Annotated in this window: 19 protein-coding genes and 2 tRNA genes; 14 read left to right on the top strand and 7 right to left on the bottom strand. The window is 39.0% G+C overall.

The features are described 5' to 3' along the window. The first annotated feature begins 29 nt into the window (after nt 1-29). From FCR2A7T_RS07275 to clpX, 8 genes are all read left to right on the top strand, one after another. On the top strand, nt 30-743 hold the full coding sequence (locus FCR2A7T_RS07275) for a pyridoxine 5'-phosphate synthase (protein ID WP_023570637.1): 714 nt from the start codon (nt 30-32) through the stop codon (nt 741-743). After that, complete coding sequence (locus tag FCR2A7T_RS07280; protein WP_035117745.1) at nt 743-1,510, top strand: alpha/beta fold hydrolase; 768 nt, start codon at nt 743-745, stop codon at nt 1,508-1,510. The genes FCR2A7T_RS07275 and FCR2A7T_RS07280 overlap by 1 nt, the downstream gene beginning before the upstream one ends. 141 nt (nt 1,511-1,651) lie before the next feature. Next, nucleotides 1,652-2,896 (top strand): OmpP1/FadL family transporter, encoded by a 1,245-nt coding sequence (locus FCR2A7T_RS07285; RefSeq protein ID WP_023570639.1) that lies wholly within the window; start codon nt 1,652-1,654, stop codon nt 2,894-2,896. Nucleotides 2,897-2,916: 20 nt separating this feature from the next. Then, on the top strand, nt 2,917-4,497 hold the full coding sequence (locus FCR2A7T_RS07290; protein ID WP_035117836.1) for an SGNH/GDSL hydrolase family protein: 1,581 nt from the start codon (nt 2,917-2,919) through the stop codon (nt 4,495-4,497). 72 nt (nt 4,498-4,569) lie between these two features. Beyond that, entirely contained in the window at nt 4,570-4,911 is a 342-nt protein-coding gene (locus FCR2A7T_RS07295) for a phage holin family protein (RefSeq protein ID WP_023570641.1), read from the top strand. Nucleotides 4,912-5,027: 116 nt separating this feature from the next. After that, a complete protein-coding gene (gene tig, locus FCR2A7T_RS07300; RefSeq protein WP_023570642.1) occupies nt 5,028-6,353 on the top strand; it encodes a trigger factor in 1,326 nt (441 codons plus the stop codon). Nucleotides 6,354-6,437: 84 nt separating this feature from the next. Then, nucleotides 6,438-7,097, top strand: coding sequence for an ATP-dependent Clp endopeptidase proteolytic subunit ClpP (gene clpP / locus FCR2A7T_RS07305; RefSeq protein ID WP_023570643.1), 660 nt, complete (start codon nt 6,438-6,440; stop codon nt 7,095-7,097). A gap of 73 nt (nt 7,098-7,170) precedes the next feature. Next, nucleotides 7,171-8,403 carry an ATP-dependent Clp protease ATP-binding subunit ClpX gene (gene clpX, locus FCR2A7T_RS07310; protein ID WP_023570644.1) on the top strand — a complete coding sequence of 411 codons (1,233 nt, stop codon included), beginning with the start codon at nt 7,171-7,173 and terminating at the stop codon, nt 8,401-8,403. 39 nt (nt 8,404-8,442) lie between these two features. Here clpX and FCR2A7T_RS07315 read toward each other — a convergent pair whose 3' ends face one another. The 5 genes from FCR2A7T_RS07315 to mutS all read right to left on the bottom strand — a co-directional run bounded on the left by FCR2A7T_RS07315 (nt 8,443) and on the right by mutS (nt 13,697). Then, nucleotides 8,443-8,784: a hypothetical protein gene (locus FCR2A7T_RS07315; RefSeq protein WP_023570645.1), complete on the bottom strand. Its 342-nt coding sequence runs from the start codon at nt 8,782-8,784 to the stop codon at nt 8,443-8,445. Nucleotides 8,785-8,988: 204 nt separating this feature from the next. Next, a complete protein-coding gene (locus FCR2A7T_RS07320) occupies nt 8,989-10,560 on the bottom strand; it encodes an OmpA family protein (protein ID WP_023570646.1) in 1,572 nt (523 codons plus the stop codon). Between the two features lie 215 nt (nt 10,561-10,775). Then, nucleotides 10,776-10,859 (bottom strand) — tRNA-Leu (locus FCR2A7T_RS07325). 15 nt (nt 10,860-10,874) lie between these two features. Continuing rightward, nucleotides 10,875-10,947, bottom strand: a tRNA-Gly gene (locus FCR2A7T_RS07330). A 143-nt stretch (nt 10,948-11,090) separates the two neighbouring features. Beyond that, on the bottom strand, nt 11,091-13,697 hold the full coding sequence (gene mutS, locus FCR2A7T_RS07335; RefSeq protein WP_023570647.1) for a DNA mismatch repair protein MutS: 2,607 nt from the start codon (nt 13,695-13,697) through the stop codon (nt 11,091-11,093). Between the two features lie 117 nt (nt 13,698-13,814). Between mutS and FCR2A7T_RS07340 the strand changes: the two genes are divergently transcribed. The 3 genes from FCR2A7T_RS07340 (at nt 13,815) to FCR2A7T_RS07350 (ending at nt 15,965) form a co-directional block, all read left to right on the top strand. Continuing rightward, entirely contained in the window at nt 13,815-14,582 is a 768-nt protein-coding gene (locus tag FCR2A7T_RS07340) for a GLPGLI family protein (protein WP_023570648.1), read from the top strand. A 279-nt stretch (nt 14,583-14,861) separates the two neighbouring features. Then, on the top strand, nt 14,862-15,353 hold the full coding sequence (locus FCR2A7T_RS07345) for a DUF1573 domain-containing protein (RefSeq protein WP_023570649.1): 492 nt from the start codon (nt 14,862-14,864) through the stop codon (nt 15,351-15,353). Between the two features lie 69 nt (nt 15,354-15,422). Further along, nucleotides 15,423-15,965, top strand: a complete 543-nt coding sequence (locus FCR2A7T_RS07350; protein ID WP_023570650.1) for an RNA methyltransferase — start codon at nt 15,423-15,425, stop codon at nt 15,963-15,965. On the opposite strand, the gene folK is transcribed toward FCR2A7T_RS07350, so the two are convergent. Then, nucleotides 15,958-17,085 carry a 2-amino-4-hydroxy-6-hydroxymethyldihydropteridine diphosphokinase gene (folK, locus tag FCR2A7T_RS07355; RefSeq protein ID WP_023570651.1) on the bottom strand — a complete coding sequence of 376 codons (1,128 nt, stop codon included), beginning with the start codon at nt 17,083-17,085 and terminating at the stop codon, nt 15,958-15,960. The genes FCR2A7T_RS07350 and folK overlap by 8 nt on opposite strands. Before the next feature lie 125 nt (nt 17,086-17,210). Between folK and sppA the strand changes: the two genes are divergently transcribed. Both sppA and FCR2A7T_RS07365 read left to right on the top strand, forming a co-directional pair. After that, a complete protein-coding gene (gene sppA / locus FCR2A7T_RS07360; protein ID WP_023570652.1) occupies nt 17,211-18,974 on the top strand; it encodes a signal peptide peptidase SppA in 1,764 nt (587 codons plus the stop codon). 102 nt (nt 18,975-19,076) lie between these two features. Continuing rightward, complete coding sequence (locus FCR2A7T_RS07365) at nt 19,077-21,710, top strand: AsmA-like C-terminal region-containing protein (protein WP_023570653.1); 2,634 nt, start codon at nt 19,077-19,079, stop codon at nt 21,708-21,710. Between the two features lie 29 nt (nt 21,711-21,739). Here the strand turns inward: FCR2A7T_RS07365 and FCR2A7T_RS07370 are convergent, their stop codons facing one another. Continuing rightward, nucleotides 21,740-22,537 (bottom strand): DUF2797 domain-containing protein, encoded by a 798-nt coding sequence (locus FCR2A7T_RS07370; RefSeq protein ID WP_023570654.1) that lies wholly within the window; start codon nt 22,535-22,537, stop codon nt 21,740-21,742. Between the two features lie 105 nt (nt 22,538-22,642). Here FCR2A7T_RS07370 and FCR2A7T_RS07375 point away from each other — a divergent pair, with 105 nt between their 5' ends. Then, a complete protein-coding gene (locus FCR2A7T_RS07375) occupies nt 22,643-24,169 on the top strand; it encodes a GH3 auxin-responsive promoter family protein (RefSeq protein WP_023570655.1) in 1,527 nt (508 codons plus the stop codon). Nucleotides 24,170-24,318 lie beyond the last annotated feature (149 nt).

Genomic DNA, 24,318 nt, shown 5'->3' on the forward strand with positions numbered 1-24,318 from the left:
TTGTATTTTTGTGGGAAAATCATTTTCTTATGACTAAATTATCCGTAAACATAAATAAAATCGCCACACTGAGAAATTCCAGAGGGGGTAACGTGCCTGATTTGTTACAGGTTGCCAAAGATATTCAGCGTTTTGGAGCTGAAGGAATCACAGTGCATCCAAGACCTGATGAAAGACATATCCGTTACCAAGATGCCAGGGATTTGGTTTCGGTTGTTTATACGGAATATAATATAGAGGGCAACCCGCAACACAATTTTATTGATTTGGTATTGGAGTGTAAACCAACGCAGGTAACTTTGGTTCCAGATGCTATTGGCGCACTAACTTCGAATGCAGGTTGGGACACCGTAAAAAATCAATCGTATCTGAAAGAAGTTATTGCCGAATTTAAAAGCAACGGTATCCGAACTTCCATTTTTGTGGACCCGGTTCTGCAGATGATAGAAGGGGCTAAGGCGACCGGTACCGACAGAATTGAACTCTACACCGAAGAATTTGCACATCAGTATGGATTGGGAAATAAAAAAGGCATCGAACCTTATGTGGCAGCTGCGGTTTTAGCGAATGAATTGGGGTTAGGGATTAATGCCGGTCACGATTTGAGTCTGGATAACATCAAATTCTTTAAAGATAACATTCCGGGACTTTTGGAAGTTTCCATCGGGCATGCCCTGATTTCGGAATCGCTGTATCTTGGCTTGGAAAATGTAGTTAACATGTACCTGCAACGCTTAAAATAATGGAGCTGTATTCGAGAATAGAAGGGGAAGGTAAGCCACTGTTGATTATTCATGGCTTTCTGGGAATGTCGGATAACTGGAAAACCTTAGGCAGTCAGTTTGCCTTGCAAGGGTTTCAGGTGCATTTGCTTGACATGCGCAACCATGGAAAAAGTCCGCACAGTGAAGATTTTACCTATGCAGCAATGGTTCAGGATGTTTATGAATATTGTGCGCAACATCATTTGGAAAGTGTAAATCTTATCGGGCACTCGATGGGGGGTAAAATCGCAATGTTGTTTGCAACAACTTATCCTGAAAAAGTGGAAAAATTGGTTGTAGCGGATATTGGTCCGAAATACTACGCGCCGCATCATCAGACGATTTTGGCCGGCTTGAACGCGATTGATTTTTCCAAGCAGCCCAGCAGGGCAAATGTGGAAGAAACACTCTCCTTATATATTAAGGATTTTGGTACCCGACAGTTTTTACTGAAGAATCTTTATTGGGTTGAACCCGGTCAGTTAAGTTTTAGGTTCAATCTCGACGTTTTTAATCGAAAAATTGAAACGATAGGAAACGCGCTTCCATTTGAAAATCATTTCGATAAGTCCACACTTTTTCTTCGGGGTGATAAATCCGATTACATATTGGATTCCGACTTTGAAACGATTCGTCATCATTTTCCGGATGCGGAAATTCGGACAGTTAAAAATGCTGGACACTGGCTGCATGCTGAAAACCCGGGAGATTTTTATGAAATGGTTTTAGATTATCTGAAAAAATAATTCACGAAACTCGGACGGTTTTAAGAAAATATTATGATTGCATAACATTTTTCTTAAAAAAATTGTAAAATCCATATTTTGTTATAAATTTGGGTTGATGTTTTATAAAAACGGATAAAAAAACTAACACATTTTAACACTATGAGAAAATTATTATCTTTAACATTACTGGCTTTAGCGGGTACTTCGGCGTTTGCGGGAGGATATCGTGTGAGTTTACAGGGGCAGAAGCAACTTGCAATGGGGCACACGGGTGTAGCTGTTGTGAACAGTGCGGAAGTTTTGTTTTTTAACCCTGCAGGGATGGCTTTCCTGGAAGATAAATTCAATGCATCAGTAGGAGCTAATGCATTGTTTGCAAAAACTAAATTTCAAAATGAAACGTATAATTGGCAAAATTCTACTGATAACTTAGGGACACCATTTAATGTATACGCTTCTTACAAAATAAACAAATGGTTGTCTGCCGGTATCGCTGTTTATACCCCTTACGGTAGTAAAGTGGAGTGGGATCAGGATTGGCAAGGTTCGCACTTGGTGAACAATATCGATTTGAAAGCGATTTACGTTCAGCCAACAATTTCATTGAAAGTGAGTGATGAATTCGCAATCGGTGGTGGACCAATTTATGTTACGGGTTCTGTGACTTTTGACAGAAACTTAAACAGAAGTTTGACAGACGAAAACGGAAACAGATCCGATGTGAATCTTGAGGCTAAAGGAATCAGTGCTTGGGGATATACTGCAGGATTTATGTTTAATCCTTGCAAAGATTTGCGTTTGGGGGTGAACTACCGTTCGGAAATTATTATGGAGGCTCGTGGTGGAGACGCTACATTTAATGATGTGCCGGTTTTCGCTCAGGGAACTTATTCCAATACAACATTCAATGCAGATTTGCCATTGCCGGCTGAATTAACAGCAGGTTTGTCCTTTAATGTGACAAAAAAATGGATGATTGCTTTTGATTTTAACAGAACCATGTGGAGTGCTTATAAATCATTAACTGTTGATTTTGATAACAATGTGCCTACTTCTGTTAATGCTAGAAATTACCATGATACAAATACTTTCCGTGTAGGAACTCAGTATGTTGTGAATGATAAATTCACATTCAGAGCAGGTTGGTACAAAGACGAAAGTCCTATCTCTGCAGGGTATTTTGCTCCGGAAACACCACGTAACGATTCTATGGGATACACAGGTGGTTTAACGTATCAAATCAATAAAAAATTAGGTGTTGATGCATCTTTCTTATACTTGCATTTTGACGAAATCGATGCGTCTTACGATCATTATACAGAAAACGGAAACGTGATTCCTTTCGGAGGAACCTATAAGTCAAGCGTTTTCTCTCCTGGTATTGGTTTAACGTATAGCTTCTAATTATCTAAAAAGAAATCATGATGAAAAATAAATTTATATATTTTGCTGTTTTGGCAGCGTTAGGGTTTGCTTCTTGTGAACCTGAATTTGAAAATGAAGTAACAAATGCTTCCTACTCTGCAGGAGAGGCTGACTTTTCGACTTATGTGGCAGTTGGGAATTCCCTAACGGCAGGTTATATGGACGGAACGGTTTCCCGTGGCGGACAGATGTATTCGTATCCTAACTTATTGGCACAAAAATTTGCGGTTGTAGGAGGTGGGGCTTTTGAACAGCCTTCGTATGCAGATGATGTGAACAATCTTGGTGGGCTTACTTTAGGCGGTATGCAGATTGCCGGAACAAGATTGGTAATCGATTTTTCTGCTGGAGGACCGGAGCCTATTGCAGGAACTCCAACAATCGAGGTTTCAAATCTTCAGGCAAAAGCCTATAATAACATGGGGGTTCCAGGAGCTAAGTCGTTCCATTTGTTAGCGCCTGGCTACGGAAATTTGGCAGGAGTAGCTTTAGGACAGGCAAATCCTTATTTCGTGCGTCATGCAACGTCACCAACAGCAACGGTATTGGGTGATGCGATGTCTAAAAACCCAACATTTTTTACTAACTGGATTGGTGCTAATGATGTGTTGGCTTTCGCTACTTCCGGTGGTGTAGGTGTGGATCATAACGTAACTGGGAATTTAGACCCGTCTACTTACGGTGGTAATGATATTACAAATACTAATGTTTTTGCCAGTGTATACTCTTCAATCGTAAATACGCTTACTTCAAATGGTGCTAAAGGGGTAGTTGCGACAGTTCCAAGTGTAACTGCAATTCCTTTCTTTACTACAGTTCCTTATAATCCATTAACGTCAAGTGTTTTGGGTGGTGGAAATACAGCCGTAGGTGATGCTACAATCGCTCAATTAAATGCACAATTGTACGGTCCGTTAAAACAAGCGTTGACTGCTTTTGGAGCTGGAAGTAGAATTAACCTATTGTCTACTACTGGAGGTAATCCATTATTGATTAAAGATGAGTCGTTGACAAATTTATCAGCTCAATTAACAGCAGCATTTACACCGTCACTTGGTGCGCCTACAGCTGCTTTTTACGGTTCTGTTTTTGGTCAGGCAAGACAAGCTACAGCTCAGGATTTAGTACTTTTGACTACAAGATCAGCAATCGGTACTGCTCCAGTAGGAGTTCCTGCACCGTTAGATAAATACGGTATTACTTATCCGTTGGAAGACAAACACATCTTGATCCCGACTGAAAAAACAGCTATCGCAGATGCTACGACGGAATACAATAATGCAATTCGCGCTATAGCAGCTTCAAAAGGTTTGGCTGTTGCAGACATGAATGCAATTATGAATCGTTTGGTTTCCGGTTTAAGATTAGAAGATGGTCAGATTTATACTGCAAACTATTTTGCCGGAACATCTAACATTAGTACAGTATTGTTCTCTTTAGATGGTGTACACCCTAATCCTAGAGGATATGCGGTTATTGCAAATGAAATCATTAAGGTGATTAATATGCATTATAAAGCAAAATTACCAATTTATGAAGTTGGTGGTTTCCCTGGAGTTACCATTCTGGGGTCTAACTAAGAAATAATATTTTCATAAAAAAGCGCTGAATTTTCGGCGCTTTTTTTATTTTTATGCATTAATACAATCATTATGAAAAATTTACTTGTCCGACTTTTACTAACCACAATCTTAATCGTGGTGTTGGCAAACTTCCTTCCGGGAATCCATGTGGATACTATTAAAACTGCTTTAGTTGTTTCGGTTGTCTTGGCATTGTTGAATACTTTTTTAAAACCGGTACTGGTTTTCTTTACGTTGCCAATTACGATGCTGACTTTGGGATTATTTCTTTTAATAATCAATGCAGGAATGGTCTTGTTGGCGGATTATTTTATCGATGAATTCCGCGTGGATACGTTTCTGAATGCCTTTGTTTTTAGTGTGGTTTTATCGTTAAGTCAGTGGATTCTCAATCTTTTTGTAAAAGATTAAGGATAAAAGCAATTGTTTTTTTAGCCAATTGAAATACAATAGGTTAAAAACTTGGTTGGGTTGTAAAAAATATATAATTTTGCAACCCAATTTTAGTATGTAAAAAAATCAAAATAATGAATATTACAAGAAGCAATGTAGATGCATTAAATGCGATTGTAACTGTTGAAGTTACTAAAGAAGATTATGCAGGTCAGGTAGAAAAAATTTTAGCAGATTATCGTAAAAATGCCAGCATTCCTGGATTTAGAAAAGGGGCGGTACCAATGAGTCTGATTCAGAAACAATACGGTAAAGCGGTTCTTCTGGATGAGGTTAACAAATTGTTGCAAAGTTCATTAAACAACTATTTAGTTGAAGAAAAATTGGATATTTTAGGAAATCCGCTTCCAAAAATCACTGAAGATTTTAACTGGGATGCCGATAACTATACTTTTGAGTTCGAATTAGGTTTGGCACCGGAATTCAAAGTGGATTTGACCGCGAAAAACAAAATCACAAAATACACGATTGTTGCCGACGATAAAATGTTGGATGAGCAAGTAGAGCGTATCCAAAAGCAATTCGGGAAACTGGTTTCAAAAGATAAAGTAGAAGAAGGTGACGATTTGAGAGGAACTTTCACAAACGAAGAAAACGGCATCAACAATACCGTAAACATCACTCTTGATATCTTCAAAAGAAAAACCGATGCGAAAAAATTCATCGGTAAAAAGGTAGGAGATGTGGTGACTTTAGGAACAAAAGGTCTTTTTGATGATGATCATAAATTAATGGATTACCTGAAAGTAGATCACGATAACGTTCACGGTTTGGATATCGAAGTGAACTTTACTATCGAAGAAATCAATACTTCCGAAAAAGCAGAATTAAACCAAGAGTTGTTCGATAAATTATTCGGAGAAGGAAATGTAACTTCTGTGGAAGAAGTGAAAGCTAAAATCAAAGAAGATGCAGAGCAACAATTCGCTTCTCAGGCCGATCAAAAATTCTTAAATGATGTTACTGAATTCTTAATCGAAAACACAAAATTCGATTTGCCGGCAGCATTCCTTAAAAAATGGATTCAAACCGTTGGTGAGACTCCATTGACTCCGGAGCAGGCGGAAGAGGAATACGCAAAATCGGAAAACGGATTGCGTTATCAGTTAATCGAAGGTAAAGTAATCGTAGAAAATAATTTACAGACGACTTTCGAAGAACTAAAAGCCTTTACTTCGGAATTAATCAAAAAACAAATGGCTCAGTTCGGTCAAATGAATCCTACCGATGCTGATGTTGACGGAATCGTGGCAAGAGTTTTATCGAATCAAGACGAAGTAAAACGTCTTTCAGAGCAAATCATGAGCGAGAAGATGGTGAACCTGTTCAAAGAGAAGGTTTCTGCAAAGTCTAAAGAAGTTTCTTATCAAGACTTTATTAAAGAAATGTACGGAGAATAATTTTTCGTAAAAAATAAGTATATTTGAGCGTCAGACATTTTGTTTGACGCTTTTTTTAACTTTACAAACTAAAAAGCTTACCCTATGAACTACGGAAAAGAATTTAAAAAATATGCCACCAAGCATCACGGAGTAAACAGCATGTACTATGATAAAATCGTAGGCAGTATGACTCCGTATATTATTGAAGAACGCCAATTAAACGTAGCCTCTATGGATGTATTCTCCCGTTTAATGATGGACAGAATTATTTTTATGGGTACGGGTGTGGATGATTATGTGGCAAACATTATTCAGGCGCAATTGTTGTTCCTGGAAAGTGTGGATGCTTCCAAAGATATCAGTATTTACATCAACTCTCCGGGAGGAAGTGTTTATGCCGGTTTGGGAATTTACGACACGATGCAGTTCGTGAAACCGGATGTGGCTACTATTTGTACTGGTATGGCGGCTTCCATGGGAGCGGTTTTATTGTGTGCAGGAGCAGAAGGAAAACGTTCCGCATTACCACATTCGCGTGTAATGATTCACCAGCCGTCCGGTGGGGCACAAGGAGTTGCTACCGACATGGAAATCAACCTGAGAGAAATGTTGAAACTAAAAGAAGAATTGTATCAGATTATTTCGCACCATTCCAAACAACCTTACGATAAGGTGTTTAAGGACAGCGAAAGGGATTATTGGATGAAATCCGATGAAGCCAAAGAATACGGTATGATCGATGAAGTGTTGAGAAGAAGTTAAATAATTGAGAGTGAGAAGTTAAAGCTCGTGAAATCGGCTTTGGACTTTGTAACTTTGCAACAAAAAAAATAAAATGGCTAAAGAAGTATTAGAGTGTTCTTTTTGTGGAAGGAAAAAGCCAGAAACCAATTTACTGATTGCCGGAATCAATGCGCACATTTGCGATAAGTGTATTGAGCAGGCACACGGTATCGTGTTGGAAGAATTAAAACAAAGCGGAAATTCCGGTTTGCTTGCCGATTTGGTATTGAGTAAACCAAAAGAAATCCGAGCCTTTTTGGATCAATACGTAATCGGGCAGGATCAGACTAAAAAAGTAATGTCGGTTGCGGTTTACAACCACTACAAACGTTTGTTGCAAAAGCAATTGGACGATGAGGTGGAAATCGAAAAAAGTAACATCATAATGGTGGGGCAAACCGGTACCGGAAAAACTTTGGTAGCCAAAACGATTGCCAAAATGCTAAACGTGCCTTTGGCTATTGTAGACGCAACGGTTTTAACCGAGGCCGGATACGTAGGGGAAGATGTGGAAAGTATTTTAACCCGATTGTTACAGGCAGCCGATTACGATGTGGCCAAAGCCGAACGTGGTATCGTTTTCATCGACGAGATTGATAAAATTGCCCGTAAGAGTGATAATCCATCGATAACAAGAGATGTTTCTGGAGAAGGCGTGCAACAGGCATTGTTGAAGTTGTTGGAAGGAACTGTGGTAAATGTGCCGCCAAAAGGAGGTCGTAAACATCCGGATCAGAAATTCGTTGAGGTAAATACGCAGAACATTCTGTTTATTGCCGGAGGTGCTTTTGATGGTGTTGAGCGCATCATCTCCAAGCGTCTGAACCGTCAGGCGGTTGGTTACGGTACTTCTAAAAGTGCTGATGCCATCGATAAAGATAATTTATTACAATACATCATCCCGAAAGACATTAAGGACTTCGGATTGATTCCTGAAATAATCGGTCGTCTTCCGGTGTTAACCCACATGGATCCTTTGGACAAAGCAACATTGCGTGCGATTCTGACTGAACCTAAAAACGCTTTGGTGAAACAATACAAAAAACTTTTCGCTATGGATGAGGTGGAATTCTCCATTTCGGATGATGCGCTGGATTTTATTGTAGACAAAGCCTTAGAGTACAAATTAGGCGCCCGTGGATTGCGTTCGTTGTGTGAGGCTATTTTAACCGATGCGATGTACGATTTGCCAAGTTCGGATGAAACGACACTGTATATTGATAAGGATTATGCAGAACATTCGCTGAGTAAAAATTTGTTGCAGCGTTTGCAGGCAGCTTCTTAAATATAAAATCCCGAGCAATAGTTCGGGATTTTTTTTGTCTTAATCGAAAAAGATATCTTCGGAGAAATCCAAAATTTCAGAATCCGTAAAGCTGTTTTGCATTTCATCGAGTCCTTTGGCTAAAAGTAATTCGGTAGTGAATTTTCTGCTGATGCCATGAATGTGTCCGTTGTGGATTAGTTTGAAAAAAAACTTTCCCGCTGGCGTTTTAAATTTTAAAAAGGAAACATTTTCGATGCGTTCCTTTAAAAACAAAATATCTTTCTCGCATTCGTCTTTGCTTTTGTAACTCTGGCTGGTTAAAAGCGTTTTTCCTTTTCGGGAATTAAATTCGAATTTGATTAGTCCGTTCTCTTTTTTGCTGATTGCGAAAGTTCCCATATACGGTGTTTGGTATAAAAGCCTGCAAAAATATAAAAGTCCCGATGATATTCGGGACTTTTTATTTAGGCAACGCGGTGCGTTTCGTTCTTTTTCGTCGTGTCAGATTTAACATAGCGCGCTTTGCAGTTCCAACCGCTTGAGCAGGAAGTCAGTAGAACGGTTGAGGTAATCATGGCGCAGTAAATTATTTTTTTCATAAGGTTATTGGATAATGAATTCAATTCTTCTGTTTTTGCTGTCTTGTTCTTCGGTACATTTAGCACCACAGTTGAATTTCAATTGCGATTCTCCAAATCCTTTGTATTCTAATCGTTCAGCTGGAATTCCTTTGCTGATCAAATAAGTATAAGCCGCTTTTGCACGTTTGTTTGATAAATTCATGTTGTATGTATCCGAACCTTTTGCATCGGTGTGTGCGTTGATGGTAATTTTCATTTCCGGTTTCGTGTTCAGAACTTCAACAATTTTGTTTAACGATAGTTCGGATTCTTTCTTAACCGACGCTTTGTTGAAATCGAAATAGATGTTTTCGATCACGATAGCGTTGTCAATGATTTCTGCTTTGGTTTGATTCATTGCGATTACTTCGCTGTAGTTGCTGTTCGCATTGCTCCAGGCTTTGAAATTGGATAGGTTAACATCGTATCCGTCTTTTTCAGTGGTGATTGCATATTGTGTCAACGGTTCTACAGCTAAAGCGATTCTTCCGTTTTCATCCGAAGTGGTGTTTTTGATTACGTCACCGAATTCGTTTTTGATGATCACTTTTGCGTTAGGCAACGCTGTTTTTGATTTGATTTCCACAACAGTCGCACTTAAGTTTTGTGCAATGTGAGTCAACTCAAATTTATACACGTTGAAGTCTTCTTTGTCGCTGTTTTTGTTGGAAGAGATGTAGCCTTTGTCTTTTCCGCTCAAAATGAAGGCTACTTCGTCATTAATCGTATTTAGAGTGTTTCCCATGTTCGAACGGTTTGTGATGCCGTTTTCGGTTAACGATGCTCTGAAGATGTCGTATCCGCCGTAGTTTTCATGGCCTTCTGAGGAGAAATAGATGTATCTTCCCGAAGTGTATGGGTATTTCTCGTTTTTAGCAGAATTTACTGTTGGGCCTAAGTTGATTGGATTTTCAATAGTTCCGTCTGCAAGGACATCGGCAACATAAATATCATAACCTCCAAAACCACCGGGCATATCGGATGAAAAATACATTTTCTTCCCGTCAACCGAAACCGAAGGGGTTTCAATAGAATAGTTTTCGTTGTTGATGCTTAATTCTTGTAAATCTTTCCAGTATCCTTTAATTTCCAAATCCAAAGTAGCTTTGAAAATAGTGTATTGTTTAGCATTGTTAGCTTTGGCTCTTGTGATATAGATCGTTTTTTGGTCAGGTGAAAAAGCTACTCCGCCTTCGTTGGTTTCACCGTCCAATAATTTTGAGAAAACGATAGGGTAGGAAAGGTTTCCATATTTGTCTACGTTAACGCAGAACAAGTTGTTGTTTGGAGTGTTAGTGTTGGTGTCAACGGTAACTCTGGCAAAACCTCTTTTTTTGTTGGATAATACCAAATATTTGTCCATGAAAAAAGTAGTGCCCACTTCTGAAAGTTCAGTGTTGATTCCGGCGTCATTCGTGATGAAGTTCAACCCGGTTGTTTCCATTTTGGATGCGGTTAAAACTTTACTGGTGTGTTTTTTGTTTTGACCCCCTTGTGAAAAAGCAGTAAAAGAAAAGGAAATAAGTGTAACTAGTAACAGAACTTTTGTTCTCATTTTTTACGATTTATTTTTGTTTTTGGTTGATTTACTTTTAATAATCTAAAATCGAGTGCAAAAGTACTCCTTATATTATAGTATCATTAAAAAATCGTTAAAACGCACAAAAAATCGTTTAACGGTAATATAACAATTGAAAAATCAATTGTTATATTTATAACAAGATAAAAAAGGGCATAAAAAAAGCTTCAAATTTACATTTGAAGCTTTTGTACTCAAGGCGGGACTTGAACCCGCACGGACTAATGTCCACTGGATTTTAAGTCCAGCGTGTCTACCAATTCCACCACTCGAGCATTATAATTGGTTTGAGCGAAAAACGGGGTTCGAACCCGCGACCTCAACCTTGGCAAGGTTGCGCTCTACCAACTGAGCTATTTTCGCATAATCAGATTTTAAAAGAACTGCAGTACTTGTTTCGTATTGCGAGTGCAAATGTAGCACATAAATTTAATTTTGCAAGTGTTTGTGGTGAAAAAAAACAAACTTTTTTTTAATTCTTTGATAACGTTTGTGTTACAAAGTGATTATTTTTTAGTCAACATACGCTTGATTTCATTCAGTTTCATCAAAGCTTCCACCGGTGTTAAGGTGTTGATGTCTAAATTGATGATTTCTTCTTTGATTTCTTCCAAAAGCGGATCGTCCAAATTAAAAATACTCAACTGCATTTCCTCTTTGTCGGATTTGGTTCCGGCCAAAGCTTCACTGGAATGGTCTTTTTCTAATTTCTTAAGTAGTTTTTGTGCTTTCAGAATAACCGTTTGAGGCATGCCGGCCATTTTCGCCACATGGATACCAAAGCTGTGCGCACTTCCGCCTTTAATCAGTTTTCGGATAAAAAGCACCGTGTCTTTTAATTCTTTTACGGATACATTAAAGTTTTGTACACGCTCAAAAGTCACTTCCATTTCATTCAACTCGTGATAATGCGTGGCAAAAAGTGTTTTTGGTCGGTTCGGATGCTCGTGCAGGTATTCGGCAATCGCCCACGCAATCGAAATTCCGTCATAAGTCGAGGTTCCGCGTCCGATTTCATCCAATAAGACCAAACTTCGGTTCGAAATGTTGTTCAAAATGGAAGCGGTTTCATTCATCTCCACCATAAAGGTCGATTCGCCCATCGAAATGTTGTCGCTTGCGCCCACACGGGTAAAGATTTTGTCAACAATGCCCATGCGAACATTTTCTGCCGGAACAAAACTTCCCATCTGTGCCAACAGAACAATTAAAGCAGTTTGGCGCAATATGGCCGATTTACCCGACATGTTAGGACCGGTAATCATAATAATCTGCTGGGTTTCAGTGTCCAGAAAAACATCGTTGGCAATATAAGGAACGCCAACCGGCAATTGTTTTTCAATCACGGGATGACGACCGTTTTTGATGTCCAATTCGAAACTGTCATCGATTTCCGGACGCACATAATTGTTCTCGATAGCCAATTGCGTGAAGGAACACAAACAGTCGAGTTGGGCTACTAAATTCGCATTTAGTTGCACCGGTTTGATGTATAAAGCAATCCACAATACCAATTCTTCAAAAAGTTGGGATTCGAGTTTGTAAATTTTCTCTTCGGCACCCAGGATTTTGGTTTCGTATTCTTTGAGTTCTTCGGTAATGTATCGCTCGGCATTCACTAAGGTTTGTTTACGAATCCATTCGGCAGGAACTTTGTCTTTGTGTGTGTTTCGGATTTCAATATAATACCCGAAAACATTATTGAAGGATATTTTTAATGACGGAATACCTGTTTTTTCACTTTCACGGGCTTCCATAGCTTCCAGATATTCTTTTCCGGAGAAGGCGATGGAACGCAATTCGTCCAATTCTTCGTGAATTCCTTTGGCAATCGCATTTCCTTTATTAATGGCTACGGGCGCATCCGGATTCAAAGTGGTTTTGATTTTTTCACGCAATAAATCGCAGGAATGCAAACTGTCGCCAATGGTTTTCAAAGCATCATTAGTACTTTCCAGCGCCTGCGTTTTTATTGGAATAATAGCGTCCAGTGATTGGCATAAATAAACCACTTCACGCGGACTCACTTTTCCGGTTGCAATTTTCGAAATCAAACGCTCCAGATCGGAAATTTGTTTGATCTGGTATTGTATGTTCTGCAGTACTTCTTTGTTGGCTTTCAGATACTCCACGACTTCATGTCGGCCCTGAATTTTTTTGGCATCTTTTAAAGGTAAGGCCAGCCAGCGTTTTAATAGACGACTTCCCATCGGTGAAAGCGTCCGGTCAATCACATCCAATAAGGTTACGGCATTCGGGTTATAGCTGTGGTACAACTCTAAATTGCGAATCGTGAATTTATCCATCCAAACGTAAGCGTCTTCCGCAATACGATGAATGTTGGTAATGTGTTGTATTTTATTGTGTTGTGTTTCGGATAAATAATATAAAATCGCTCCGGAAGCAATAATGCCTTCCTGCAATTCTTCAATTCCGAACCCTTTTAAAGAATTCGTCTGAAAATGATTGGTCAATCGTTCAAAAGCGTAATCTTCTTTGTAAATCCAATCTTCCAGAAAGAACGAATGAAAATCTTCTCCGAAACTGTCTTTGAACTGATTTTTATAGTGTTTCTGAACCAGAACCTCACTCGGGTTAAAGTTCTGCAACAGTTTGTCAATATATTCTTCGTTGCCTTGCGCGGTTAAAAATTCTCCGGTGGAAACATCCAAAAAGGCAACACCGATGTTTTTTTTACCGAAGTGAATAGAAGCCAAAAAGTTATTCGATTTGGAATGCAATACTTCATCGTTCATCGCTACGCCGGGAGTGACCAATTCGGTTACGCCTCGTTTTACGATGGTTTTGGTCATTTTCGGATCTTCCAATTGGTCGCAAATCGCCACGCGAAGTCCGGCTTTAACCAATTTAGGTAAATAGGTGTTGATGGAATGGTGCGGAAATCCTGCTAATGCGGTTTCCGTTTCCGATCCGGCACCGCGTTTGGTTAAGGTAATGCCCAATATTCCGGCAGCACGAACAGCATCTTCTCCAAAAGTTTCGTAAAAATCACCTACACGGAACAATAAACAGGCATCGGGATATTTGTTTTTTATCTCGTTGTATTGCTTCATTAACGGGGTTTCTTTCGGCGCTTTTTCTTTTGCTGACATGATAACGGGTTTGTTTGCAAATATACACGAAGATTTTTGTGAAAAGATTATGATTTTAAATTGATCTTTCTTTTTGCATTAACTTAATTTCGTAAACTATTTGTTAAGAAATTGGCCATGAAAAAAATGCTTGTCATATTGTCTTTTTTGTTATTCTCCGGAAATGTTTTTTCCCAGCATTACATAATTACCTATGTTCAAAAGAGAATTTTGGATGAGAAAAGTATGGTAGATTTTCCGGAAGATATAAAAGAACACAAAAGAGAACTGGCTAAAGAGGAACATAAGTTTGTGCTGAAATATGCAGATGGGATTTCGATTTACGAAGATGTGAATACGAACAATCCTTTCGCTGAAAAAATGAAAAAAGCAACTAATTCCAATGTAATGATTTCTCCAAATGCGTTTAAAGATCCGTATGATTTGTTTTTTTATAAAGACCTGCTGAAAAATCAAATGCTGTACCGTTTTAATTTTGCGAATGAGACTTTTCAGGGAGTTGACGAACTTTTAAAAATGGATTGGAAGATAACCGACACAGTAAAGCAGGTGAAAAGCTATCCGTGTCGAAAAGCAGTTTCAAATTGGAAGGGGTATAGTTTTACGGCATGGTTCACGGATGCAATTCCAATAAAGAGCGGTCCGGAAAAATTTGACGGACTTCCCGGACTGATTGTGAAGATGGAATACGGACAAATTGAAATAGCGCTGGAAAAGGTTGAAATGTCCGAAAAACCATTTTTTATTGAAAAACCAAAACTGACATCGGACAAAAGGTACACAATGGAAGAAGCACGTTTGCAGATTGAGGACGAGGTGAAAAAGTTGATGGAAGACTCCGGAAAGCAGGACAGTAAGACCGGAATGGTTAAGAAGGTGTATTAGTCAGGTTTTAACAGATAATTTTACTTGGGGATTTCGAAGGTTGTGCTTTTGTGATTTCTGTTAATTTGTGAAATTTGTAACGAAAATGAAAAGGCATGTCATTTTTGCTTAATATGTTTTGATTTAGCTTGTTGGTAATCAGGTGCTTGTTTTTGAATGTTAGTGTTTTAGAGGGCTGGGATTCATTTCTTAAAAATTAATTAAAAAACACTCAGAAATAACGAACCCGATGTATTTTTTTAATAGATTTGCTTTTTAAATGTTTAAAAACAAAAGGTTATGAAAAAAATATTACTATTAAGTGCGTTTTTCGTTTTCGGAATTACCGCTGCGAACGCTCAGGAAATTGCTTCTACTACTAAAGTGAAAACAGAAGTAAAAAAAGCAAAGAAAGCAAAGAAAACTAAAAAAGGGGCATTACCTGCAGTTGAAGGACCGGGAATGGTTTTTGAAAACGAAACGATTGATTACGGAACGATTGATCAAAATGCAGACGGACAAAGAGAATTTGCATTCACAAACAATGGTAATAAGCCATTAATTATCATGAGTGCAACAGGATCTTGTGGTTGTACGGTGCCGGATGCTCCTAAAGAGCCAATTGCTCCAGGTGCAAAAGCGGTGATTAAGGTAAAATACGACACAAACAGAGTAGGTCCTTTTACAAAAACAGTAACGGTAACTTCCAATGCATCTGCTACGCCAAAAACATTAACAATTAAAGGGGATGTAAAAGCGCCTGCAGCGAAAACGCAAGAAGTGAAAAGCTAATTTTTGAAAAATAATAATTCAGGAAGCCTTCAAAATGTTTAATTTTGGAGGCTTTTTTAATGCACTATCATGAGAAAACTTACCAATGCCGAACTGGAACGTAAAAACGTAGAAGAATTCAAACAAGCCGATAAAACACCTTTGATTGTGGTTTTAGACGATATCCGAAGCCTGCATAATATCGGTTCAGTGTTCCGTACGGCTGATGCATTTCTGATTGAAAAAATCTACCTGTGCGGTATTACGGCCACGCCTCCCAATAAAGAAATTCATAAAACGGCTTTAGGTGCGACGGAAACCGTAGTGTGGGAATATGCCAAAGACGTTTTGGAAGTTATCGAAAAACTTAAAAGCGAAAAGGTTGCCGTTTATGCCATTGAGCAGGTTGAAAATTCAGTGATGCTGAATGAGTTTCAGATTGAAGAACATCAGAAATATGCTTTGGTTTTCGGAAACGAAGTGAAAGGTGTTGCTCAGGAAGCGATTCATGCAAGCAATGGTGTAATCGAAATTCCGCAGTTGGGTACCAAACATTCCCTGAATATTTCGGTGAGTGCCGGAATCGTTATCTGGGATTTGTTTCAGAAAATGACAAATCAGAACGTTATTTAGTATTGATCAGTTCAAGAATTTTTAAGTAGTCTTCCTGATTCTCCACGAAATCCATATCCGAAACATCGATAATCAGAATGTTCAGGTCGGTTTGGGTTTTGATATAATCCAAATAGCCTTGGTTGATTTTTTCCAGATATTCTGCCGGAATTTCCTGTTCGTATGAACGACCACGCTGTTTGATCTGACTTAATAAGCGTTCTGTGTTTTGGTACAAATACACATACAAATCCGGTTTAGGCATTTCTTTGTAAATGATATCAAACATGGTTTTGTACAAACGGTATTCGTCTTCAGCCAAGGTAACTTTTGCAAAAATCAGCGATTTGAAAATATGATAATCGGCCACGATGAAGTCTTTGAACAAATCAAATTGTGCCAAATCATCGGATAATTGCTGGTAACGGTCGGCCAAAAAAGACATTTCCAGCGGAAAAGCATAACGGTTTTGATCTTTGTAGAATTTCGGCAGAAACGGATTATCCGCAAAACGTTCCAAAACCAATTTTGCATTAAAATCGTCTGAAATTTTAGCCGATAAAGTCGTTTTTCCGGCACCGATATTCCCTTCGATAGCAATGTAATTGTATTGCTGTAAATTGAAATTTTCTAAAGGAGCTTTCAACGTTCCAACGACTACACAATCGCTTTTGTCTTCTGTGTCTTTAATCAGTTCGGTAATTGATTTGTTGTTTTTCGGATGTTTCCAATCGTAACCTAAATCCTGCATCGGCAACAAAACAAACAAACGGTTGTGCATTTGCGGGTGCGGAATGTGAAGCGTTTCGGTTTCCATCATAATTTCATCAAAAGCGATGATGTCAATGTCAATCACCCGTGCCTGATAGCCTTGCTGTTCTGTGCGAATGCGACCAAGTTGTTTCTCGGTTTCCAGAATTTTACTCAGAATTTTTTCGGCTGAAAAAGCAGTGTGGAGCAGGATGGTACAATTGTAAAAAGCGTCACTTTCAAAACCCCATGCAGGTGTTTCGTAAAGTTTTGAAACGCGAAGGATCGTGCCTATGTTTTTGTGGATCAAGGCGATACAGGTCTGAATGTTCTCCAGACGATTTCCCTGATTGCTCCCTAACGATAAAACTACTTGATGCTGACGGTCCATTCGACAAAATAACGAAATGAATTTCAGAATTTCAGAATATTTATGGTAAGTGTTGATAACTTATTTTTTCCCTCCAACTGTAACAATTTTAACATTTTGACTACTTATTCACTAAACTATACAGAATGAAATTTTTAGGAAATGTACTGGCTACAATCGTAGGATTGTTTGTTTTTTTTATGATTCTTTTCTTCGGAGTTATCCTTATGGGTGCGCTTTTCGGAGGGGATGACCATGTGAGGGTGAAAGAGAATTCGGTTATCGAATTGGATTTGAAAGAGGTTACCAATGATTATGGCGGACAATTTAAGTTTACCGATTTTGATTATTTTGAAACCAAACACGACGGCGTTTCGGATATTCTGAATGCTATTGAAGTGGCAAAAACCGATGACGATATCAAAGGAATTTCGATTCTGAACAACGAGTCGATGCTGGGCATGGCACAAAGCAAAGAAATCAGACGCAAACTGGAAGAGTTTAAGAAATCCGGAAAATTTGTAGTGGCTTACGCAAACGCACTTACGCAAAAGGATTATTACCTGAATTCGGTGGCCGATTCGATTTATCTGAATCCGGTGGGAGAACTGGATTTTAAAGGATTGTCGTCTGAAATTTTGTTTTTTAAAGATTTTGAGGACAAGTCGGGTGTGAAAATGGAAGTGATTCGCCACGGAAAATATAAAAGTGCCGTAGAACCATTTTTAGAGAATGAAATGAGTCCTGCCAACCGCGAACAAATGACGGTTTTACTGAACTCCATCTGGAACTCGGTGGTTTCGGATATTTCCAAAAGCCGAAAAATATCAGTAGACAGCTTGAATTCCATTGCCAATTCATTGGGTGCAAGAACTCCGGAACTGGCCAAACAAAAACACTTAATCGATAAAATTGCTTACGAAGATGAATACCATAACGCCATCCGTAAAGCCTTGAAGGTGGAGAAAAACGAAAAATACAATAAGGTGAGTATTCTGGATTATGCCGATAAAGTGGCTAAAACGAATACGGATTATTCCAAAAAAGATAAAATCGCCATCATTTATGCGCAGGGTGAAATCAAATCCGGAGAAGGTGATGTGACGTATATCGGAGAAGGTTCGATGCGCCGTTCACTGGAAGAAGCCCGAAACGATGAAAAAGTAAAAGCAGTGGTATTACGTGTAGATTCTCCCGGAGGAAGTGCCTTAACTTCAGAGTTAATCTGGAGGGAAATCGAACTGACCAAAAAAGTAAAACCGGTAGTGGTTTCCATGGGGAATTTAGCAGCATCCGGCGGGTATTATATTTCGTGTAATGCCAATACGATTTTTGCAGAGCCGAACACGATTACGGGTTCCATAGGAGTTTTTGGTGCATTGCCGAATTTCCATCCGTTGGCGACCAAAATCGGGATTAATGCCGAGCAGGTGCGCACCCATAAAAATGCGAGCGGTTACAGTGTTTTTGAACCGATCGATGAAAATTTTAAAGGATATGTAACGGAAAGTATCGAGAATATCTACAATATCTTCCTGAAACGCGTTGCTGCCGGACGAAAAATGACTGTAGCACAAGTAAATGAAGTGGCGCAAGGAAGGGTTTGGACCGGTTCCGATGCACTGAAATTAGGTTTGGTAGATAAAATAGGCGGTATGGATATGGCCATCAAACATGCGGCTACTTTGGCAAAAGTGAAAGAATACCGTACCGAAAATTATCCGGAATACGAAAAAACGTTTGAGGATTTGTTGCGCGGTTTCTCCGGAATTTCCATGTTCCAATCAAAAGAAACATTAATTAAAGAGCAAATCGGAGCCGAAAATTATCAGGTTTTGGAACGCATCCGAAAAGTGAACGAACGTCGCGGAACCCAAGTGATTATGCCATTTGAGCTGAGCATCAAATAAACTTCATCTAAATTATTTTTATACTAAACCAACTTATTTATGTTTTCATTAATAAGTTGGTTTGATTTTTGTAGTAATTTCGTAAGATAAATAGTTCCAGATATGGTAAAGAAAGTTTTAAAGATTACAGGGATTTCATTGTTGGTCATCATCATTGTGTTGGCAGCTGCCCCTTTTTTGTTTAAAGACAAAATAAAAGAGTTGATTGCCAAAACCATCAACGAAAATGTAGATGCCAAAGTAGCTTTTGAAGATGTTGGGCTGAGTTTGTTTAAAAATTTCCCCAATGCCAGCGTTACGATTGACAAACTGAGCATTATCGGGAAAGCACCGTTTGAAGGGGATACGCTGCTTTATGCGGGAGAAATTAACCTGAAAATGTCGGTGAAAGAACTTTTCAAAGGAGAAGGCGAAGCAATGAATATCGAAGGTTTCTCTTCGAAAGACGGCTTGGTGAATATCATTTTCAACAAAGACGGCTTAGGGAATTTCGACATCGCTTTAAAAGACGACAAGCCGGAAGACAAATCGGAGAGCAAACCGTTTGCCATGAACATTCAGCAGTATTCGGTTGAAAACCTGCGTTTCCGTTATATTGATGAGAAATCGAAAATCAAAATGGTAATCGATAGTCTGAATCATGAAGGAACCGGAAATTTTGCCGAAGAAAAATTGGATTTAAAAACCAAATCGACCGCAAAGCTAACCTTAGATATGGATAAGATGAATTACATGAAAAATGTAGCTTTGTCTTTGGATGCGGTTTTGGGAATCGACATGAAGAACCAAAAATATACGTTCCGTGATAACAAAGCCTTGATTAACCAATTGCCGTTGGAATTCGACGGATTCATTCAGATGGTGGAGAAAGGTCAGGTGTACGACTTGAAATTCAAAACACCAACTTCCGATTTCAAAAACTTTTTGGGTCTAGTACCTCAAGCGTATGCCGGAAATATCAATACCGTAAAAACAACTGGTGAATTTAAAGTAGACGGAACGGTAAACGGTGAACTGACTGATACGACCATTCCGAAATTCAACATCGCCATTGCGTCCAATAATGCTTCTTTCCAATATCCGGATTTACCGAAATCGGTACAGGATATCCATATTGATACGAAAATCATCAACGAAACCGGTTTAATGAACGATACGTATGTGAATCTGGACAAATTGTCGTTCCGAATCGATCAGGACGTTTTCAATGCCAAAGCGAACATCAGAAACATCGCCGAAAACGCGTTGGTGAATGCCGAATTAAAAGGGGTAATCAACCTTGCGAACGTAACCAAGGCTTATCCGGTAAAAATGGACAAACCTTTATCGGGAATTTTAAAAGCCGATGTGGTAACCAAATTCGATATGAAATCGGTAGAAACGAGTCAGTATCAGAACATACAGAATTCCGGAAACATATCGCTTACCGGATTTAATTATACTGGTCCTGAAATGGCAAAACCGGTTCAGATTTCCCAGGCAGTTGTAGCGTTTAATCCGAATCAGATCCGTCTGAACCAATTGGATTTGAAAACCGGGAAATCAGATATGCAGGTTACAGGTACTTTAGATAATTTCTACGGATTTGTATTCAAAAACCAAATTCTGAAAGCCAATTTCAATATGAATTCGAACCAGTTTTTGGTTTCCGATTTCATGGCGCCGACTACTACAACGACTAAAGAAGGAACAGCTAAAAAAGAAGCGGTTAAAATTCCTGCGTTTTTGGATTGTGCCGTTACAGCAAAAGCAAATACGGTGGTTTATGATAATTTGACTCTAAAAGACGTTTCCGGAAAAATGATTATCCGCGATCAGGCAGTAACGCTGCAAAACATGAAAACCAGTATTTTCGACGGTCAGATTGGTATGGATGGTGTGGTTTCTACAAAAGGGAAAGTGCCAACCTTTAAAATGAATTTGGGATTGAATAAAGTGGATATTGCCAAATCGTTTACCCAATTGGACATGTTGAAATCCATTGCGCCTATTGCGGGTGTAATTAATGGTAAACTGAATTCCACCATCAATCTTTCCGGTAATCTGGATGCCATGGAAATGACACCGGATCTTAAAACGCTTTCCGGAAGTTTATTGGGACAATTGCTTTCTACCACTGTGAATGCGAACAATTCACAATTGCTTTCTTCGTTGTCTTCCAATGTGAAGTTTATCGATGTGAACAAGTTGAATTTAAACGATGTAAAAGCTGCCTTGTCGTTTGAAAACGGTCGGGTAACGGTAAAACCAATCGACTTGAAATATCAGGATGTTAAAGTAACAGTTGGCGGAACCCATGGTTTTGATCAAACCATGAATTACAATTTGAAATTTGATGTGCCGGCGAAATATTTAGGCCCGGAAGTTGGTAAGCTGTTAGCGAAATTGACTCCGGCAGAGCAAGGGAAACTGGATAACGTTCCCGTAAATGCTACGATGACAGGGAATTTCAAAAGCCCGAAAATCACAACCGATACAAAACAAGCGGTAACCAATGTAACAATGCAATTGGTAAAATATCAGAAAGATAAGTTGTTGAATCAGGGCACGTCGGCTTTAGGTGGCTTGTTCGGTGGTCCGAAAACAAACGGTTCGGGAACTACGACGCCAAAAGATACAACCAAAACCACTGCACCAAAAGTGAAAGATGAGGTGAAAAGTGCCGCAACGAACGCAATTAAAGATTTGTTCGGGAAGAAGAAAAAAGAAGAACCGAAGCCAACAACAACACCATAAAAATAAAAGCCCCAATTAAGGGGCTTTTTTTATGATAAATTGATTTTTACGATATAACCTTCAAAAGTACGGACATTAAAAACCGTGCCGTCTTCGAAGATGAGGTATTGTCCTTTTACGCCAGAAAGTTTTCCTGAGAAATTAGGGGTTTTATCCAAATTTAAACTGGTTACTTTTTTAGGATACTGTAAAACTGGGTAGACTAAGTCGTATATTTTTTCTGGAGAAGCGGCGAAATACGGTTGCACTTCTTCCGGGATAAGCTCGCCTAAACGGTTTCTTTCAGAAAGTAAATCGACATTCGGGACATCATTTTTGAGCATTTTTTGCCAATTCGTTTTATCAGCGAAATGATTTTTCAAAGCGACTTCAGTAATGCCCGCCAGATAGCGATTCGGCACTTCCACAATCGGTACGGCCTGAATGGCGCCCTGATCAATCCATCGTGTGGGAACCTGTGTTTTTCGGGTTACGCCGACTTTCACTTCGCTGGACAAAGCCAAATAAACAATATGAGGTTGCAGCTGTACGCGTTTTTCGTAATCCAAATCGCGGTCTTCAATGTCTAAATGGGCGGTACTCAATTCCGGTTTCATGATCCAGTCGCCGGCTGCGGCACTCGACATGAAACAATCGTAACAAAATCCCTGACGGAAAATTTTCTTTTTCTTTCCGCAATTCAAGCATTGGTAGCCTTGAAAAGTAATTTCCAATTCTTTGTTTAACAGTTGATTAATGTTTAAAAAACTGTTTTCAAAAACCAGATAATACTGAATTGGGTTTCCGAATTCGGTTTGCATTTTCGTGAGTACGCCTTCGTAAGTCATTTGTTTCGGGTTTCGGATTTAAATTCATCAAAAAAATTAGTATTTTTGAGAAAGACGTAAAATTATAATTAGTATTTTACAATTCATAATTCATACTTATAAAAGATGCCGTTAACCATTATAAATTCAATTGCTACCTGGATTCTGAAAAAACGAATTCATCAAATGGAATTGTTTTTAAAATACCCGAATGAGGTTCAGGAAGAATTGCTGTTCAACCTGATTCGCAGTGCCGAAGGAACGGTGTTGGGTAAGAAATATGAATTCTCTTCCATTAAAAGTTACAAGACGTTTTCCGAAAGAATTCCGGTGTCGACCTATGAGGAGTTGGAACCGTTAATCGAACTGACGCGTAAAGGCGAACAAAATGTGTTTTGGGCAACGCCTATCAAATGGTTCGCGAAATCCAGCGGAACGACCAATGCCAAAAGCAAGTTTATTCCGGTGAGTAATGAAGCTCTGGAGGATTGTCATTATAAAGCGAGTAAAGACTTGTTGTGTTTGTATTTAAACAATAATGAAGAATCAGAATTGTTTACCGGGAAAAGCCTTCGCTTGGGGGGCAGTAAGCAGTTGTATGAAGACAATAATACCTTTTTTGGCGATTTGTCGGCAATTCTGATTGATAACATGCCGTTTTGGGCCGAATTCAGCAGTACGCCAAGCAATAAGGTTTCATTGATGAGCGAATGGGAAACCAAAATTCAGGCGATTATCAACGAAACCAAAAATGAAAATGTAACCAGTTTTGCCGGTGTGCCTTCCTGGATGTTGGTATTACTGAATAAAATGCTGGAAGAAACCGGAAAAGGGAATTTGCTGGAAATCTGGCCGAATCTGGAGGTGTATTTTCATGGCGGTGTGAGTTTTGAACCGTACCGTGAACAATACAAAAAGATTTTACCGAATCCGGATTTTAAGTTTTATGAAATCTATAATGCTTCGGAAGGGTTCTTTGCGATTCAGGATCTGAACAATTCCAGTGATTTGTTACTGATGCTGGATTACGGAATTTTCTATGAATTCATCCCGATGGATACTTTCGGAACACTAAATCAGCGCGTGATTCGTTTAGCGGAAGTAGAGTTGAATAAGAATTATGCCGTTGTTATCACTACCAATTCCGGGTTGTGGCGTTATCTGATTGGGGATACCATTCGATTTACGTCTTTAAATCCGTACCGTGTTCGGGTAACCGGAAGGACCAAGCATCATATCAATGTTTTTGGAGAGGAATTGATGGTGGAAAACACCGATATGGCTTTAGCGAAAACGTGCGAGCAATTAAGCTGTGAAGTGATTGATTATACGGTTGCGCCAATTTTTATGGACGGTAAAGAGAAAGGAGCACACGAGTGGATGGTAGAATTCCGAAAAGCGCCAGCTGATATCGAAGTTTTTAGAAAACTCTTGGATGAAACACTGCAAACCTTAAATTCCGATTACGAAGCGAAGCGTTACAATAATATGACGTTGAATCCGTTGGTGCTGAATGTGGCACGAACGAATTTATTTTATGATTGGTTGAAAGATCAGGATAAATTGGGTGGACAACATAAGATTCCGAGATTGTCCAATCAAAGAGAGTATTTGGAACGTCTGAAAGCAATGCAGTTTTCGGAAATTATGTAAGCAATATGAAAAAGGTAATCTGTTTTGTGCTGTTGTGTGGTGTACTGGTCTCGTGTGGGCCAAGAAGACTGGGCTGTGGTCCCGGACGATGTGAGGTGGTAAAAACCAATAAGAATTATGAAAGAGACTGTTAGTCTCTTTTTTTATGC

The sequence above is a fragment of the Flavobacterium cauense R2A-7 genome (assembly GCF_000498475.1).
Classification (GTDB): Bacteria; Bacteroidota; Bacteroidia; order Flavobacteriales; family Flavobacteriaceae; genus Flavobacterium; species Flavobacterium cauense.

Excerpts from the sequence above, each read along its gene's own strand:
- FCR2A7T_RS07275 (WP_023570637.1), top strand. The coding sequence starts at position 30 with ATGACTAAATTATCCGTAAACATAAATAAAATCGCCACACTGAGAAAT.
- FCR2A7T_RS07280 (WP_035117745.1), top strand. The coding sequence starts at position 743 with ATGGAGCTGTATTCGAGAATAGAAGGGGAAGGTAAGCCACTGTTGATT.
- FCR2A7T_RS07285 (WP_023570639.1), top strand. The coding sequence starts at position 1,652 with ATGAGAAAATTATTATCTTTAACATTACTGGCTTTAGCGGGTACTTCG.
- FCR2A7T_RS07290 (WP_035117836.1), top strand. The coding sequence starts at position 2,917 with ATGAAAAATAAATTTATATATTTTGCTGTTTTGGCAGCGTTAGGGTTT.
- FCR2A7T_RS07295 (WP_023570641.1), top strand. The coding sequence starts at position 4,570 with ATGAAAAATTTACTTGTCCGACTTTTACTAACCACAATCTTAATCGTG.
- tig (WP_023570642.1), top strand. The coding sequence starts at position 5,028 with ATGAATATTACAAGAAGCAATGTAGATGCATTAAATGCGATTGTAACT.
- clpP (WP_023570643.1), top strand. The coding sequence starts at position 6,438 with ATGAACTACGGAAAAGAATTTAAAAAATATGCCACCAAGCATCACGGA.
- clpX (WP_023570644.1), top strand. The coding sequence starts at position 7,171 with ATGGCTAAAGAAGTATTAGAGTGTTCTTTTTGTGGAAGGAAAAAGCCA.
- FCR2A7T_RS07315 (WP_023570645.1), bottom strand. The coding sequence starts at position 8,784 with ATGGGAACTTTCGCAATCAGCAAAAAAGAGAACGGACTAATCAAATTC.
- FCR2A7T_RS07320 (WP_023570646.1), bottom strand. The coding sequence starts at position 10,560 with ATGAGAACAAAAGTTCTGTTACTAGTTACACTTATTTCCTTTTCTTTT.
- mutS (WP_023570647.1), bottom strand. The coding sequence starts at position 13,697 with ATGTCAGCAAAAGAAAAAGCGCCGAAAGAAACCCCGTTAATGAAGCAA.
- FCR2A7T_RS07340 (WP_023570648.1), top strand. The coding sequence starts at position 13,815 with ATGAAAAAAATGCTTGTCATATTGTCTTTTTTGTTATTCTCCGGAAAT.
- FCR2A7T_RS07345 (WP_023570649.1), top strand. The coding sequence starts at position 14,862 with ATGAAAAAAATATTACTATTAAGTGCGTTTTTCGTTTTCGGAATTACC.
- FCR2A7T_RS07350 (WP_023570650.1), top strand. The coding sequence starts at position 15,423 with ATGAGAAAACTTACCAATGCCGAACTGGAACGTAAAAACGTAGAAGAA.
- folK (WP_023570651.1), bottom strand. The coding sequence starts at position 17,085 with ATGGACCGTCAGCATCAAGTAGTTTTATCGTTAGGGAGCAATCAGGGA.
- sppA (WP_023570652.1), top strand. The coding sequence starts at position 17,211 with ATGAAATTTTTAGGAAATGTACTGGCTACAATCGTAGGATTGTTTGTT.
- FCR2A7T_RS07365 (WP_023570653.1), top strand. The coding sequence starts at position 19,077 with ATGGTAAAGAAAGTTTTAAAGATTACAGGGATTTCATTGTTGGTCATC.
- FCR2A7T_RS07370 (WP_023570654.1), bottom strand. The coding sequence starts at position 22,537 with ATGACTTACGAAGGCGTACTCACGAAAATGCAAACCGAATTCGGAAAC.
- FCR2A7T_RS07375 (WP_023570655.1), top strand. The coding sequence starts at position 22,643 with ATGCCGTTAACCATTATAAATTCAATTGCTACCTGGATTCTGAAAAAA.